Origin of the sequence: Acinetobacter sp. ANC 3781, assembly GCF_004331285.1 — a bacterium.
Lineage (GTDB): Bacteria > Pseudomonadota > Gammaproteobacteria > Pseudomonadales > Moraxellaceae > Acinetobacter.
The window spans coordinates 69,841-85,885 of sequence record NZ_SJOH01000007.1 but is presented as its reverse complement, the minus strand read 5'-3'; the positions used below and the strand labels follow the sequence as shown (position 1 = coordinate 85,885).

13 protein-coding genes are annotated in these 16,045 nt (G+C 39.2%); 10 read left to right on the top strand and 3 right to left on the bottom strand.

What is annotated here, in order from left to right:
• Positions 1-37: 37 nt before the first annotated feature.
• Together E0H89_RS06990 and crp are read right to left on the bottom strand one after the other, a co-directional pair.
• Positions 38-1,087 carry an NADP(H)-dependent aldo-keto reductase gene (locus tag E0H89_RS06990; protein ID WP_131215826.1) on the bottom strand — a complete coding sequence of 350 codons (1,050 nt, stop codon included), beginning with the start codon at positions 1,085-1,087 and terminating at the stop codon, positions 38-40.
• Between the two features lie 191 nt (positions 1,088-1,278).
• Complete coding sequence (gene crp / locus E0H89_RS06985) at positions 1,279-1,983, bottom strand: cAMP-activated global transcriptional regulator CRP (protein WP_131215824.1); 705 nt, start codon at positions 1,981-1,983, stop codon at positions 1,279-1,281.
• Positions 1,984-2,129: 146 nt separating this feature from the next.
• Here crp and E0H89_RS06980 point away from each other — a divergent pair, with 146 nt between their 5' ends.
• The 6 genes from E0H89_RS06980 to E0H89_RS06960 all read left to right on the top strand — a co-directional run bounded on the left by E0H89_RS06980 (position 2,130) and on the right by E0H89_RS06960 (position 8,967).
• Positions 2,130-2,552: an OsmC family protein gene (locus E0H89_RS06980; protein ID WP_131215822.1), complete on the top strand. Its 423-nt coding sequence runs from the start codon at positions 2,130-2,132 to the stop codon at positions 2,550-2,552.
• A gap of 489 nt (positions 2,553-3,041) precedes the next feature.
• Positions 3,042-5,624, top strand: a complete 2,583-nt coding sequence (gene clpB / locus E0H89_RS06975) for an ATP-dependent chaperone ClpB (protein ID WP_131215819.1) — start codon at positions 3,042-3,044, stop codon at positions 5,622-5,624.
• A gap of 500 nt (positions 5,625-6,124) precedes the next feature.
• On the top strand, positions 6,125-6,334 hold the full coding sequence (locus E0H89_RS06970) for a hypothetical protein (protein WP_131215816.1): 210 nt from the start codon (positions 6,125-6,127) through the stop codon (positions 6,332-6,334).
• Positions 6,335-6,382: 48 nt separating this feature from the next.
• Positions 6,383-6,577, top strand: coding sequence for a hypothetical protein (locus E0H89_RS16445; RefSeq protein ID WP_165494035.1), 195 nt, complete (start codon positions 6,383-6,385; stop codon positions 6,575-6,577).
• Between the two features lie 477 nt (positions 6,578-7,054).
• Complete coding sequence (locus tag E0H89_RS06965; protein WP_165494034.1) at positions 7,055-8,332, top strand: DUF945 family protein; 1,278 nt, start codon at positions 7,055-7,057, stop codon at positions 8,330-8,332.
• 158 nt (positions 8,333-8,490) lie between these two features.
• Positions 8,491-8,967, top strand: coding sequence for a hypothetical protein (locus tag E0H89_RS06960; RefSeq protein ID WP_165494033.1), 477 nt, complete (start codon positions 8,491-8,493; stop codon positions 8,965-8,967).
• 41 nt (positions 8,968-9,008) lie between these two features.
• Here the strand turns inward: E0H89_RS06960 and rlmKL are convergent, their stop codons facing one another.
• Complete coding sequence (gene rlmKL / locus E0H89_RS06955; RefSeq protein ID WP_131215808.1) at positions 9,009-11,213, bottom strand: bifunctional 23S rRNA (guanine(2069)-N(7))-methyltransferase RlmK/23S rRNA (guanine(2445)-N(2))-methyltransferase RlmL; 2,205 nt, start codon at positions 11,211-11,213, stop codon at positions 9,009-9,011.
• Between the two features lie 231 nt (positions 11,214-11,444).
• On the opposite strand from rlmKL, the gene E0H89_RS06950 reads away from it, so the two are divergent.
• The 4 genes from E0H89_RS06950 (at position 11,445) to E0H89_RS06935 (ending at position 15,925) form a co-directional block, all read left to right on the top strand.
• Positions 11,445-11,789 (top strand): hypothetical protein, encoded by a 345-nt coding sequence (locus E0H89_RS06950; protein WP_131215805.1) that lies wholly within the window; start codon positions 11,445-11,447, stop codon positions 11,787-11,789.
• 232 nt (positions 11,790-12,021) lie between these two features.
• Positions 12,022-13,038, top strand: a complete 1,017-nt coding sequence (locus E0H89_RS06945; RefSeq protein WP_131215803.1) for an aspartate carbamoyltransferase catalytic subunit — start codon at positions 12,022-12,024, stop codon at positions 13,036-13,038.
• A gap of 9 nt (positions 13,039-13,047) precedes the next feature.
• A complete protein-coding gene (locus tag E0H89_RS06940; RefSeq protein WP_131215800.1) occupies positions 13,048-14,283 on the top strand; it encodes a dihydroorotase in 1,236 nt (411 codons plus the stop codon).
• Positions 14,284-14,446: 163 nt separating this feature from the next.
• A complete protein-coding gene (locus E0H89_RS06935) occupies positions 14,447-15,925 on the top strand; it encodes an OmpA family protein (RefSeq protein WP_131215798.1) in 1,479 nt (492 codons plus the stop codon).
• Positions 15,926-16,045 lie beyond the last annotated feature (120 nt).

Below are 16,045 nucleotides of genomic sequence, written 5' to 3'. Positions count from 1 at the left end.
TACTGAACAAAGAATAAAGCAGTGCTTTATTCTTTGTTCAGGGCGCAGGATTCGGCTGTTGACGGTGAATAGCTTCAATACCTTGTAAAACTTCTGCAGATAGGTCAATTTCAAACGCTTGGATATTTTCTTTGAGTTGATCCAGGCTTGTTGCTCCAATAATGGTGCTGGTCACAAAAAACTGCTGTTTGATAAATGCCAAGGACAGTTGGGTCAGACTTAAGCCATGCCGTTCAGCAAGCTGCGCATATTGTTCTGTTGCCCATTCACTTTCTGGATTGCTATAGCGGCTAAAACGCGAAAAAAGGGTGACACGTGCATCTGCAGGGCGAGCGCCATTACGGAATTTTCCAGTCAAATAACCAAACGCTAAAGGTGAATAGGCAAGCAGTCCCACATTTTCATAATGGGCAATTTCTGACATGCTAATTTCATAAGTCCGGTTTAATAGGTTATATGGGTTTTGTACACTGACAAATTTTTCCAAACCTAGTTTTTCTGCTAAGTGTAGGAATTTCATAGTTCCCCAAGGCGTTTCATTGGAAAGACCAATATAACGAATACGCCCTTTCCTAATCTCATTACTTAGGGCTGTTAAGGTTTCCTCTAGCGCGGTAACTTCTTTGTTGTTTTGGGCTTCCTCATTCCCATAACCGAGCTTGCCAAAGAAATTGGTCGGGCGTTGTGGCCAATGCAGTTGATAGAGGTCGATATAATCGCTTTGCAAGCGTTTTAAGGAGCCATCTATGGCAGAGCTGATCTCTGTAGAGGTAAAGCGAGTTTGTCCATCACGGATGTGACTGCCGCCTTGTGAAGGGCCCGCAATTTTTGAAGCAATAAAAAGCTGATCTCGATTACCGCGCTCTGCAATCCAATTCCCCAAGATAGTTTCCGTTGCGCCTTGCGTTTCAGGCTTTGGTGGGACGGGATACATTTCAGCAGTGTCCCAAAAAAACAAGCCTTGGTCTAAAGCATATTCAAGTTGTTGAAAGGCCTCTGTTTGGGTGTTTTGCTCACCAAAAGTCATCGTGCCTAAACAAATCTCAGGAACTAGAATGCCTGTATTGGCTAAAGGTTTGAGTTGCATATGGCGTGGTCCTTGAATATTTATCAGGAAATTTTAAATGATTTAAGCCTAACTGATTTTTTGATCATCGTTAAATCATGAATAGTTTTAAAATTGTCATAAAATTTACAAAAGGGTCAGGGTAAAAATCAATGTATAAAAAAAGCAAACCCTAAGATTTGCTTTTTTTATATGCAACCAATCAAAAAAAATTATTCTTCTTCAAGCTCATCTGTAACTACATTTGCATCTTCAGCTGAAACATCAAAAATAAGAATGGCTTTACCATCCGTTTCGATCATGCCTTGTTCTTCAAGCGTTTTTAAAACACGACCCACCATTTCACGAGAACAACCGACAATACGGCCAATTTCTTGACGTGTAATACGGATTTGTCTGCCATTTGGTAATATCATAGCTTCTGGTTGCGAAGAAAGGTCGATTAAACAACGTGCAATACGGCCAGAGACATCAATAAATGCCAGATCAGTCACTTTACGAGTTGTATTTTTTAAGCGACGGACAAGTTGAGCAAATACAGCATAGCTCAGATCTGGATACTGTTTGCTTAACTCGTGAAAGTTATCATAGGTGATTTCGGCAATTTCACAGACGTCCCGGGTACGAACTTCCGCAGTACGTTGTGGATTCTCTTCAAAAAGACCCATTTCCCCAAAAAAGTCTCCCGCATTCAAATACGCAACCACAATTTCACGGTCATCATCTTCACGTAAAATAATGGATACTGAACCTTTTAAAATTAAATAAAGTGATTTTGATTCAGTGCCTGCGTCGATAATGGCAGTACGTTTTGGATAGCGATTAATATATGCACGTTTTAATAATGCTTTCACTGACTCTGGTAATTGACCAGGAGAAAGTGCATCGGTACTAAGTTGTGAAAAGCTTGCAGTCATGCTAACGGTTCCGAATATGGATAAGTAATAGATCGCACAGACCTAAAATGAACTTGTCACATAGAAGAGATGAAATTCCTTATCAACTCAATTTATGTTAGTGTACAGGTACTTCGTAAATTTATAGCTTTTTTCAGGTAGTTGCAATGCAAACAAGCGTACATTGGCTAGAGAATGTTGCTTTTGAAGCAAAATCAGAAAGTGGTCACCAAATTGTCATGGATGGTGCTGAGGCATATGGGGGTGAAAACCGTGGTCCACGTCCCATGGAGCTGATATTAATGGGACTTGGTGGCTGTGCTTCCTTTGATATTGTGACTATTTTAAAGAAATCACGCCAAGATGTGACAGGGGTGGTATGTCAGTTAAATGCTGATCGTGCCGATACGATTCCTGCCGTATTCACCAAAATTCATTTACACTTTGTTGTAACAGGTAAAGCAGTAAAAGAAAAACAGGTGGCTAAGGCAGTTGAACTTTCTGCTGAAAAATACTGTTCAGCCAGTAAAATGCTATCTGATGGCGGCGTTGAAATCACCCACGATTTTGAAATTATTGAAGCAGTATAATAAAAATAACGGCAATTCATCAGTGAATTGCCGTTTTACATGAATAGTAAAACTGAAGAATATTTTATAAAAAATAATTTGTGTGCTTCAAATCCACCATTTAAAAAGACTTACTATGTTGTTTGCTTCGTTTAATTGCATCTTTGAATTTTCACTGAATAAAGTTTGGATCAATCCAATAAGCTGCTTATATAAATTAAAATCACCTATATCATTTTTTTAAACTTGCGTCTTATAGATATCTGGTAATCTATTGAAATATCTTGAACATTGTGATGAAAGAGGCTTTGAATAGAATTTGATACAGAAGATATCAAATTCAGCTTGAAAAAAAACAAATACATACCCATATTATAATTGAGGTCCAAGTTTTATTTTTATTTCTTTAGTCTTTGAAAATTAAAATATTTTTTAAGAAATTATATTGAAAAATATCAAACCATTCCCATCTATTATCCAAGTACAAAATTTGTTGTGAGGAAAATAAGAATGCGTTTTGAAAAATTTACAAATCGCCTGCAGCAAGCTTTATCAGATGCTCAATCTTTAGCAATGGGTAAAGACAATACTTCAATCGAAGGTATTCATATTTTATCAGCGCTATTACAAGAGCCTGCCAATATCAGCTTGTTACAACAGGCTGGGGCAAATCTACGCGATCTTCAGACCAAGCTGCAACAAGCATTGAATGATGCAGCAACCATTGCCAATCCAACAGGAGATATCAATCTTAATCCTGAAGCGGTACGTGCTTTAAATCTTGCAGACAGCTATGCACAAAAAGCCGGGGATGAATTTTTATCGACCGACTGGGTATTGCTCAGTTTAGCTGAAACAGGTGCAACCAAAACTTTACTGAATAGTGTAGGCGTAACATCGACAGGCTTACGTAAAGCAATTGAAAATATTCGAGGTGGTGAAAAAGTCATGAGTAATACCCACGAAGATCAACGTGATTCACTCAATAAATACACCATTGATTTAACTGAACGTGCTATGTCAGGCAAATTGGATCCAGTGATTGGGCGTGATGAAGAAATTCGTCGTACCATTCAGGTCTTGTCACGACGTACTAAAAATAACCCGGTACTCATTGGTGAACCGGGTGTTGGTAAAACTGCGATTGTAGAAGGTTTAGCCCAACGAATTGTCAATGGAGAAGTCCCGGAAGGCTTAAAAGGTAAACGTGTTTTATCTTTGGACTTGGGTTCATTATTGGCCGGGGCAAAATATCGTGGCGAGTTCGAAGAGCGTTTAAAAGCGCTCCTGAAAGATCTGGCCAAATATGAAGGCGAAATTATTCTCTTTATTGATGAATTGCATACCCTTGTCGGTGCCGGTAAAGGTGAGGGTGCCATGGATGCAGGGAATATGCTGAAACCCGCATTGGCACGTGGCGAGCTGCATTGTGTTGGCGCAACAACTTTGGATGAATATCGCCAATTCATTGAGAAAGATGCTGCGTTAGAACGTCGTTTCCAGAAAGTTTTGGTCGATGAGCCGAGTGTTGAAGATACCATTGCGATTCTTCGTGGTTTGAAAGAGAAATATGCAACGCACCATGGTGTACAGATTCTGGATTCAGCTATTATTGCTGCTGCAAAAATGTCGCATCGTTATATTACCGACCGTCAATTACCTGATAAAGCCATTGATTTGATTGATGAAGCTGCGTCACGGATAAAAATGGAAATTGACTCAAAACCTGAGCCGCTTGACCGTTTAGATCGTCGTTTAATTCAGTTGAAAATGCAGTTGGAAGCGGTAAAACAGGATGCTGATTCAGTCAGTAAAGCCGAAGTATCGCATCTGGAAAAGCAAATCGAAGAAGTGCAGCGTGAATATAGTGATTTGGAAGAACAGTGGATTGCTGAGAAAAGATTGGTTGAAGGCACAAGCCAGGCACAAGTCGAATTGGATAAAGCACGTACGGCTTTTGAAAAAGCACAACGCGAAGGTGACTTAGCTGAAGCCAGCCGTTTGCAATATGGAGTGATTCCTGAATTGCAAAAACGGCTTGAAGCTGAAGAAGTGGCTGAAGAAAACAATGAAGAGCCAAAACTCATACGTACGAAAGTAACCGAGAATGAGATTGCAGAAGTAGTTAGCGCTGCAACCGGCATTCCAGTGGCGAAAATGTTGCAAGGCGAACGTGAAAAACTGCTTCAAATGGAAGATTTCTTACATAACCGTGTAATTGGGCAAGATGAAGCGGTAGTTGCAGTTTCTAATGCGGTACGTCGTTCACGTGCTGGCTTGTCTGATCCAAATCGTCCAAGTGGTTCATTCCTGTTCCTTGGACCGACAGGGGTGGGTAAAACTGAATTGACCAAGGCCTTGGCGAATTTCCTTTTCGACAGTGACGATGCCATGGTTCGTATCGACATGAGTGAATTTATGGAGAAGCATTCTGTCAGTCGTTTAGTCGGTGCGCCTCCAGGATACGTTGGCTATGAAGAAGGCGGCGTATTAACCGAAGCTGTGCGTCGTAAACCTTATAGTGTAGTGTTGTTTGATGAGGTAGAAAAAGCGCATCCGGATGTGTTTAACATCTTGCTACAAGTTCTTGATGATGGTCGTTTGACTGACTCTCAAGGTCGAGTGGTCGATTTTAAAAATACAGTCATAGTTTTGACCTCCAACTTGGGTTCGCAGGACGTGCGTGAACTGGGTGATAGTGCAACCGATGATGAAGTTCGGGCAGTTGTAATGGATGCTGTATCACAACACTTCCGTCCAGAATTCATTAACCGTATTGATGAATTGGTGGTATTCCATTCATTGAAAAAAGCACAAATTCGTGGCATTGCAGATATTCAGTTGAATCGTTTACGTTCGCGTTTAAGCGAAAAAGACATGCGTCTTTCTGTGGATGATAGTGCATTTGATCAATTGATTGATGCTGGTTTTGATCCGGTATATGGGGCACGTCCACTGAAACGCGCGATTCAGCAACAAGTGGAAAACACCTTGGCACAAAAAATATTGAGCGGAGATTTTCTACCTGGCGACACGATTTTGATTAAAGGTGAACATGGTCATCTTGAATTTGAAAAAATGAAATTAAATTAATGACCTGATTAAATTTAATGCCTAGATGAGTATTTGAAGTGCACCACTATGCGCTTGAAATAATCCCTGACTCGGATTTTTAAATCCGAGTCTTTTTCTTGGAAGATGATTTAACTTGATTGTAATTTCTTCAATATATGGATTTATATGATGAGCTTAAACATGGTGTAAGCATACAACGGTAAGGATAATTAATTGAATGCTCGAAAAATGAACCGAATTTTTGGTGCGTTCTACAACTGCGGCAGCTGATTATAAGCAACGGGTATAATTGATTGCGGAAATCATGCCGAGTAATGGCATGACTTTGGCTTTTAAACGTTATCCAAGTTATCTCGTCATGCCCAATACAATCGTCCAGATATCAAGTTGATTGTACCGGAGGGAAATCCTGCACAAGTGGTCAGTATGAGAAAGCTGGGTTGGCGCGAGCGTTTTGATCACTGGTCAACCCGAGGTTGTTGCAGATTTGCGACCGTATCTAGCATTGCGGTAATAAAGTGTTGCGTCTACTGATGGATGATGTCTATGATGAAACTCCACTGGAGACTATTTTTAAAAGTATAGTTTTAGAAGGTAATATTGTCGCATGCAATATTTTGCACCATGAGCATAAGGGCTTTCCCAAACCCTTTTATTATGACGATATTCGTACCCTTACGGTGTGGCAAGCGAAAAAACCGGAAAAACTTGAATTCTATTGTTTTTAGCAAATGAATGTGAGTTAAGTAAATACAGTCGGTGCATTTATCTGACCCATGAAACAGCCTTATAAATTTTTACCGAATGATGATTTTTCAGGTTTGCCTGAATTCAATCATCCCTTTTGGCGGGGCATGAACATGAATAATTTTTATCTCATGTATGAGCAGCATAATCAGGTAGTCGGTTTGGCTTGTAGAATCAAAAAGCTTTTAAATAAACGCGTCTCATCGATTATTCATTGCCTGTAAAAGTCATTTAACCTTTTTATAATGTTTATGTCGGCATTCAAAGAGGTTTTATCTTTGCTGAAAAAATAATGCTTTTAAATATTTGATGATTCATAGTGCTTTATGTCATTGCGAACCACAACATGTATTTGCCATTCCGATTTTGCATGCTAAGCAACAAACTAAATTGTATCGTAAACAAGCCTTTTTATTACTTGGGAAAATAATGATCCGCGTATTTATTGGATGGGCAATACCATCTCTTAGATGATTCAAGCCAAACATTATTTTCATAGTTTTAAAGGCAATCCCTATACTACCTTTGATCGTAGTAAAAGTAGTTATTTTGAAGTGGGACGTATTTAGTATTTAATAGGGATTTAGTCTTATTCAATCATGCAATGTGACTGGGTATGAATAGTTGGTTGAAAAAATCATATTAATTCTCATTTTTTAATTTATACTCGTTTACAAAATAAGCAAAAAATGAGACAGCTGATGTCAAAATTAATATGGGGTTTAGGTGGTCTGATTGTATTTGCAACCGCTGCTGTAGGGGGAAGTTTATATGCAGATAAAAGTCTAAATTCATATTATCAGCAGAATCAGAAAACCAATTCAGTTTCGATTCAATATAAAAATTTCAATATGGGTGCAATGCAGGGTTCTGCAGACTGGGCAGCTCAATTCATATTTGATCCGTGTAAACCTAAAGATGTTTTGAGTCTTACAGGAACGGATAAAATTAAACGCAGTTGGAATGGTTATCATATTGAATCTAAAATTAATTTACAGCAAGGCAATGAGATATTTCAAAAAATGCTCAACCAGCCTTTAACTGCTCAAACCAAGATTGATTGGCTGGGTGTGGTGCATTCCTCATTGACGACACCCGTGTTTGAGAAAAATAATGAAGATATACAGGCCCGAATTGATCCAATGACTTTTAAAATGGATGCAAAATCAAAAGGCGATCAATTAAAAATACTCAATGCGAAACTGCAAATACCGAATATGACTGTTAGTGATAAATTGGGGTATCTAGAGATACGAGAAGTAGAGTTTGAAACCACTCAGGGCTTAAACTCTACCTTTGATGAAGGGGAAACCCGTCTTAATATTGCTTCGATTAAACGCACTGATCGAAATATGCAACAATTCGGCAGCGGTGAATTTAAGGATTTTGCTTTGCTGATGAATACGGATATTGATAAACATAAGGTGAATTTTGATACCCAACTGAATATTAAAGAAGTGGTCATGCACAAAATACCGACTTTTCAAAAGTTACAAATGAATTTCAATCTGAAAGCATTGAACAAGCAAAAAATACAGGCTTTCTTCGATTTATTGGAAAAAAATAGTGAGGTATGTATAGTTAAAGATGAGTTTTCGAAAGAATTGGCAGACAGCTTTTTATCTATTATAAATGAAGGTTTTACTTTTGAATCGCAAGATAATCAGATTAATTTGGGTGAAGGGTATGCTAAAGCAAGCTTGAGTGGCAAGGTGATGCCCGGTCATCAAACTTCATTTACCAGCTTGGTTAAAATGGCACCCAGTTTAATCGAGTATCAGGCCAATATTGAATATGATAAACAGATCATGAAGACCCTGCTGGGTAATTATTTGCAACAAGGCAGTAAAACATTATCTGATCAAGAACTTGAACACATGCTGAATAGCATGCAGCAAGCGGTGCAAGCCAAACGAGAGGGTGATGTCTTAAAGATAGGTGTTGAATATAAATATGGCGAAAAGAAATTTTTAAATTAAGGCATGATCTAAAAAAAAGTTTGCCAGATGTGCCGCCTAAACCACAACAAAGCGCTACTTTATTCTAAGTGCAAGAAATAAGTATATTCTTGTTGTATACAGAATATCGGGAAGTACCGAAAGCACATTGTTGTTATATATAAAAATTGCTAGCGTTCATGATGAAAAATAAAAAAGGAGAGGCCAGTGTGAAGATGAAAAATAAAAAAAGTTTTTATCCCCCTTCTCGGAAAAAGTTAGTTGTCATGAGTGGGTTGCTAATCATTTGCTCATGCTGTTATGCAGAAGTTCCTCTAACTGACCATAAATTGTCAGAGCAAAGGAGTGATTCTCAGCATCTTGATGCTGAGAGTATTCAACGTGTTCAAAATAGTGTTAAGCAACCGGTTGATAAGCAGAAAAAAGAAAGTAAAGTTTTAAGTGACCAGAACAATCAAGATATTCAAAAGCAGACTATCGACGAAACGGCATTATCCGATTATCAGATGCAGAAGAAAAAAGCGGCTGAACAATTAATGTTGAATGAAAAGCAAGTCAGTACTCATTCAACTATTCGCTTATTTGACACAGTGAATCAATCAGATAATTTGCGAATGAATTATCATGAAGGTATTACCATTGAGATGAAACGATAAACTGTTTCATCTCAATGTGTATTATTTCATTCAAACCATCATTAGATTGGGTGATGTTTGATTTTCCAGGCTTTATGGATTTTGGTATTGCGTTTGAAATCTAGGCCAATGGTTTCACTGGTAATTTCTTGCACATCGAACATGGCTTGAACTTCTTCATCCATTTCGAAACCACGATAATTATTCGAGAAATACAAGGTGCCTTCAGTGGTTAAACGGTTCATGGCACGTTTAAGCAATGAATTGTGGTCACGCTGTACGTCAAAAGTACCGTAGAACTTTTTCGAATTTGAGAATGTTGGAGGATCAATGAAGATCAGGTCATATTGTTCATGACCTTCTTTTAACCATTCAAAACAGTCGCTAGAGAAGAACTGGTGCTGTTCATCGGCATGATCAACCGTTAACCCATTGAGTACAAAGTTTTCTTTTGACCAATTCAAATAGGTATTGGATAAGTCGACACTTGTGGTACTTGCTGCACCACCTAAAGCTGCATGAACACTGGCAGTAGAGGTGTAGCTGTATAAGTTCAAGAAGTGTTTTCCTTTCGCTTCAGCAGCAATGCGTAAACGCATTTGACGATGATCGAGGAACAAACCAGTATCTAAATAATCAGTCAAATTAATTAAAAGTTTGGCTTTACCTTCTTGAACGATAAAGCGCTTAGATGCAGTACTTTGTTTTTCGTACTGTGTTTTACCTTCCTGACGGGCTCGCGTCTTAATAAAGATTGCATCGCGACCTAAACCAGTCACCGCACGAATAGAAGCTAAAGCCAAGTTAAAGCGTTTTTTTGCTTTTTCAGGATCAATGGTTTTTGGTGGTGCATATTCTTGGACATGCAGACGATCACCATACAAATCCACCGCGACATTAAAGTCAGGTAAATCTGCATCGTATAAACGTAAGCAATAGATATTTTCTTTAACCGCCCATTTTTTCAAGGCTTGAATATTTTTTTGCAAACGGTTGGTAAAGTCTTCAGCACCTTCAATTGGCTCAAACTGTTGTGGCTGCCAAGTCGCCAGGAAGGGCTGGCTTACAGTGACCGGTTTGATGGTGCCGAAACGGATATAAATAGGTAATTTACCATTCATCAAACGCAGAATTTGCGGATCATTGAATGCCAGTACATCCGCCTGTTCAACTTGTGCAGCAATGACGGCTGCATATTGATTTGGGAAGTTCTTTTGTAAAAGAGCGGATAAACCTAAGTACAAGGCACGGTTTGACGATTTTTCACCCAAACGCTCACCATACGGTGGGTTGGTGACGATAAATGAAGTTTTTCCTTCAGCTTGGAAATCAGGCCAATCTGCAAGGGTACGTTCTTCAATTTTAATTTGATCAAGTATCGATTCAAAGCCAGCTGCAATAATATTTTGCTTGGTGGCTTTTACAGCCTCCCAGTCAGCATCATAAGCATAGAATTGAGGAAGTTGTTTTTCTAATCCTGCTTGATGGCGTTCAGCTGCTTCATTTTTAATTGACATCCATAAATCATGGTCATGACCACTCCAGCCATTGAAACCAAAGCGGCGAACTAGACCAGGTGCGCGATCGGTCAGCATCATCAGTGATTCAATGATAAAAGTCCCTGAACCACACATTGGATCTAAAATAATGTCAGGATTTCGTTCGATTAATTTGGCTTTTTGCAGAATTGCTGCTGCAAGATTTTCTTTAATTGGGGCATCGGTCATGAAATGACGATAGCCGCGTTTATGTAAAGAATCACCAGACAAATCTAGGCAATAAGTATGTTGAGTTTTACCTGCAAGCACATATAAGGTAATTTCAGGTTGTTTAATATCAATACTTGGACGTTTGCCGACTGCTTCCATAAAGGAATCGACTACACCATCTTTGACACGTAAAGTTGCGAATTGACTATTTACTTTAATATCGCGCTCGACGTGTAAACGAACGGCAAATGTACTTTGTGGTGCAAAAATAAGTGACCAGTCAAAGTTCATTGCACCTTCGTACAATTCTTCAGCCACGTCACGTGCATCATGAGTAAACTCTAATTCATGCGTATGAATAGGTGTCAGTACACGAGAGGCTAAACGTGACCACAAACAAATACGGTATGCATTTTCTAGCGTGCCTTGAAAAACTAAACGTCCTGGAAAGCGTTCAATATTTTGAACACCTAAACCTTCCAATTCTTCTTGGAGTAAGGTTTCAAGCCCATCTGCACAGGTGACCCAGTATGTAGAAAGACGTAGTTTCGAATTCATGCAAATTTTCCAAAAGCAGCTAAGCAATCTATTATTTTAACGTATTTTAGTCCTCAAAAGTTTTTAAATTAGAGCAAAGCTTGGGCTTGATAGGGAAATATATGATTTTTATCTATTAAGCTTGCATAAGTGGTATGTATTTTGCTGATAACCCTGCTTATAGGTTATGAGTCATGTGATTTTGACTTTAACTGCTATTTGTCATCATTTTTGATTTTGAAGGGGTACTGAATGGAAGATATGACTGGAAATAATTTTTTGAACCGTTCTGAAGTTTTTTCTGTTGCTACAATGCTGTATACCCGATTAAGGCGTGTGAGTGGGCGGGTAATAGATGTCATGTATCTGGTAGAAAATCATGCATATGCCAAATATGTGATTGATGTTGCGCTGTCTACGAATGATTCAGAATTACAACGGCAAGCTGAACGTTTACGTTCTTTAATGGGGATGGACGTTGCAGCTAATCAAATTGAGGTGAATGAAACAGTACAGGACATCTATGAAACAGAAGTAACTGAAGAAGAAATTTATCGTGCTCAAGTGTCACATCACTATATTGGTGCATTGCGTTAAGTTTTTAGGCTTTAAATACTCCAGGTGATTTAAAGCCTAATTTTAATCAACGATCTATCCATTGAGTTTAACCAGACAGGTATTGAAATAGAGAAATTGGTAAAACTAATCTCTTACTTTTATTCAATAAATTTTCTGCTGCATAAAAATGAGCCAAATGCTGAAAACTTCAACTGCCAACCCTAGGGGAATATCTGTATAATAGTTCAACTTAACTGAACGGGAATCTCTCATGCACTTGGCTGCATTGCATACTCCGAGCCAGATTCAACTCAATCAACAGGGTAATCTCAAACATTTCTTGACCATTGACGGTCTTTCAAAAGAAACCTTGACCAAAATTCTTGATACAGCTAATTCCTTTTTTAATGATCAAAATCAACTGATAACGACTCCTTTATTAGAAGGTCGTACGGTCATGAATTTGTTCTTTGAAAACTCGACCCGTACCCGTACCACTTTTGAAGCAGCGGCAAAACGTTTATCAGCCAACGTACTAAACATTGATATAGCACGTTCAAGTACATCAAAAGGTGAGACATTACGAGATACTTTGTGGAATCTTGAAGCGATGGCAGCGGATATTTTCGTTGTTCGTCATTCATCTTCAGGTGCAGCACATTTTATTGCACAAACCGTTTGCCCCCATGTTGCGATTATTAACGCAGGCGATGGCCGTCATGCGCATCCGACTCAAGCGATGCTGGATATGTTGACCATTCGCCGTGAAACCAAAAAGCCATTCGAAGCTTTAAGTGTGGCCATTATTGGTGATATTAAACATTCACGTGTAGCACGTTCAGATGTAGCCGCATTGCAAACTTTAGGCTGTAAAGACATTCGCGTGATTGCGCCGAATACCTTGCTGCCTTATGGTTTTGAAGAATATGGAGAAGATGTTCGCCTGTTCAATGACATGGAAGCAGGGATTAAAGATTGCGACGTGATTATTACTTTACGCATTCAAAATGAACGTATTGATTCTCCCGCATTGGCTTCACAAGCTGAATTCTACAAAATGTACGGTTTGAACAAAGAGCGTTTGGCCATGGCTAAACCCAATTGCATCGTAATGCATCCAGGTCCAATGAACCGGGGTGTAGAAATTGATTCCAGTATTGCTGATGGCCCGCAAGCGGTTATTTTGCAGCAAGTGACCAATGGTATTGCGGTACGTATGGCGGTACTTGCGCTTTCTATGCAAGGTCAGTTGCAGGAAAAAGGTTTAATTGAAGCGATTGCGGGATAAGGTAAAGTCATGAGTATTGTAAAAATTGAAAATGTCCGTGTCCTCGATCCAGTCAAGCAAACGGATCGCGTACAAACGGTATTTATCGAAAACGGCAAACTGGTTGCGGCAACTGATACGGTTAGTGAAAGCATTGATGGTCAAGGTCAATGGTTAATGCCAACCATGGTCGATTTATGTGCACGGTTGCGTGAGCCGGGTCAGCAACAGCATGGCACTTTGAAATCTGAAGGAAAGGCTGCGCGTGAAAATGGTATTTTGCATGTCTTTACGCCGCCAGACTCAAAACCAATCGTACAAGATAATGGTGCATTGATTCATGGTCTGGTTGAAAAAGCCATGCTGGATGGCGGTATTTATTTACAGGTGATTGGTGCACAAACGCAAGGTTTGCAAGGCAAACAGCCTGCAAACATGGCAGGCTTGAAAAAAGGCGGTTGTACTGCTGTTTCGAATGCCAATGCGCCGTTTGCGGATGATGATGTGGTCATCCGTACCTTAGAATATGCAGCGGGTCTAGGCATGACTGTAGTGTTCTATGCAGAAGAACATCAAATTGCCAAAGATGGTTGTGCACATGAAGGCTTCATTGCTTCACGTCAAGGCTTGCCTACGATTCCAGCATTGGCTGAAACCGTTGCGATTGCAAAATATTTGCTTATGATTGAAGCAACAAAAGTACGTGCACATTTCGGGTTGTTATCTTGTGGTGCATCTGTTGAATTGATCAAAATTGCAAAAGACAAAGGCTTGCCTGTGACTGCGGATGTAGCGATGCATCAATTGCATTTAACCGAAAGTTTAACCGACGGCTTTAATTCTTTGGCACATGTACGCCCGCCACTGCGTGCTGAAAAAGATAAACAGCTATTACGTCAGGGCGTAAAAGATGGTGTGATTGATGCGATTTGTACCCATCATGAACCGCTTAGCAGCTCTGCAAAATTAGCTCCGTTTGCTGAAACACAACCCGGTATAACTGCTTTTGATACTTATGTGGCGTTTGGTATTCAACTGATTAATGAAGGCCTGTTCGAGCCTTTAGAATGGGTGGAAAAAGTTACCCTTGCACCGGCAAAAGTGGCGAATATGGTCAATCGCTGGACTGAAGAGGCAGGTTGGATCTTAGTTGATCCTAAACTTGAATGGATAGTTTCTAAAGATTCCATTCTTTCACAAGGTAAAAATACACCGCTTATTAACCAAAAAGTAGTGGGTAAAGTGGTCCAAACTTTTGTGGCTTAATTGATTTAATATTTTTTTATGATTTATAAAAGTCAGCTTCGGCTGACTTTTTTATTGCTGAAAAAATAAGAGTATTCAAATAATACAATTAATTACACTGTCTGAAAAATGAGCAGATAAACTAAAAATACCCATGATAAGACCAGAATAAAAGGAATAATGGATGAATATTAATTTGATTGATTTATTGAAGCAGAAAGTATCTGCAATTGTTCTTGAAGGCGAAACGGAATATCTAAGCGAGAAGAGTCAAGCATTAAGCAGTTTTTTTCCTATTCTACTGGCAATTTTCAAATCTAAGCCAGAACTTATTGGAAATTTGCAGAGTCAATTAAACCCGAGATTAAGCGACGTATTTTCAACAAATCCCGGTTTAAAGCAGGAGTTTTTAGAACAGGTTTCAGGAACGGTTCCGACTGGAGCAATTGAATCTACCTTAAACCATTCTATAGCACCGACATTAAATTTTTTAGAAACTGAAGCCGGTTCTTCTGAGCCAAGTGCCATTGTGCATTTGATTGAAACGCATTGGCCTGCTGTATCGAGTGCTTTACCACATTGGGCACCAGTGCTTTTAAGTGCTTTAGGCGTAGGACTGGCATCTGGACATTCCTTACATCAGGCCCCTGAAACGCACGTAGTGGTAGAAGAAAAAAAGAAACCGAGTTTTTTATTGCCGCTTATTGGTTTCATTATTTTGGCTGCACTACTGGCTTTAATGTTTAGAGCTTGTTCTGATAAGAAGGAAACTGAGTCTGCAAGCGGTGTGCCTGCACAGACTGCTACCAGTGAGCCAGCAAAATTACAACTCAGCACGGGTTCAACAGGAGATTTAACCACATGTCAGTTATATTCTGGCAATGTCAGTTATATCGATATTCTGCAGAAAGAAATTAAACAAATTTTTAATCACAATATTGGTTGTGGTGTTGAAAGCAACCCAAGTTATCATACAGAATTTATTGACCAAGATGCCATTCCAAGTGTCTTGAAATTGGTTAAAGGGGTTCCAAATGCATCCATAATCTGGATGGGAGATCAGCTTTCTATTCAGACTGCAAATCCGACTGATGCAGAACAGTTGGCGACTAAAATTAAGCCACTGGTTAAAAACATGACAGTAATGACGCAAGCAACGACTGCTGCTTCGACACCTATTGATAACAATATGGCAATTAGTGAAGGTAATACCAATGCGGAAAAAGCCTTGGCTGCAATTAATCCAGAGCAAGTTCGTGCATTAGATATTGCAACAGCCCTGAATCTGCAAATTATCAACTTTGATACCGCAAGTGCCAATATTCCTGATGCCAATAAATCGATTTTAGATCAAGCAGCTGCGCTGATTAAACGTGCATCACAAGTGCATCTAACGGTTAAAGGTCACACCGATGCTGTGGGGGATGCTGCAGCAAATAAAGCACTATCACAAAAACGGGCACAAGCCGTTGTCGATTACTTGGTGCAACAAGGTGTTGATCCAGCTCAGTTACAGGCAGTAGGTTATGGTTCGGAACAGCCCGTGGCAGATAATGCAACGCCTGAAGGTCAGTTTAAAAACCGTCGTATCGAGTTTGAAGTGTTAAATACAGAAACAGGCACTGTTCGTGAAGTAGATGAAGAGGGCGTAAAGCAGCAATAAATGAATTATTAAAATAAAAAGTCTCTGTGTCAAAGCAGAGATTTTTTATGGAAACCAGCATTTAATTTATTAACAGTGTTTAAAAATATTTTAAAACATGAAGCTATAGATATTTAATAA

Excerpts from the sequence above, each read along its gene's own strand:
- E0H89_RS06990 (WP_131215826.1), bottom strand. The coding sequence starts at position 1,087 with ATGCAACTCAAACCTTTAGCCAATACAGGCATTCTAGTTCCTGAGATT.
- crp (WP_131215824.1), bottom strand. The coding sequence starts at position 1,983 with ATGACTGCAAGCTTTTCACAACTTAGTACCGATGCACTTTCTCCTGGT.
- E0H89_RS06980 (WP_131215822.1), top strand. The coding sequence starts at position 2,130 with ATGCAAACAAGCGTACATTGGCTAGAGAATGTTGCTTTTGAAGCAAAA.
- clpB (WP_131215819.1), top strand. The coding sequence starts at position 3,042 with ATGCGTTTTGAAAAATTTACAAATCGCCTGCAGCAAGCTTTATCAGAT.
- E0H89_RS16445 (WP_165494035.1), top strand. The coding sequence starts at position 6,383 with ATGAAACAGCCTTATAAATTTTTACCGAATGATGATTTTTCAGGTTTG.
- E0H89_RS06965 (WP_165494034.1), top strand. The coding sequence starts at position 7,055 with ATGTCAAAATTAATATGGGGTTTAGGTGGTCTGATTGTATTTGCAACC.
- E0H89_RS06960 (WP_165494033.1), top strand. The coding sequence starts at position 8,491 with ATGATGAAAAATAAAAAAGGAGAGGCCAGTGTGAAGATGAAAAATAAA.
- rlmKL (WP_131215808.1), bottom strand. The coding sequence starts at position 11,213 with ATGAATTCGAAACTACGTCTTTCTACATACTGGGTCACCTGTGCAGAT.
- E0H89_RS06950 (WP_131215805.1), top strand. The coding sequence starts at position 11,445 with ATGGAAGATATGACTGGAAATAATTTTTTGAACCGTTCTGAAGTTTTT.
- E0H89_RS06945 (WP_131215803.1), top strand. The coding sequence starts at position 12,022 with ATGCACTTGGCTGCATTGCATACTCCGAGCCAGATTCAACTCAATCAA.
- E0H89_RS06940 (WP_131215800.1), top strand. The coding sequence starts at position 13,048 with ATGAGTATTGTAAAAATTGAAAATGTCCGTGTCCTCGATCCAGTCAAG.
- E0H89_RS06935 (WP_131215798.1), top strand. The coding sequence starts at position 14,447 with ATGAATATTAATTTGATTGATTTATTGAAGCAGAAAGTATCTGCAATT.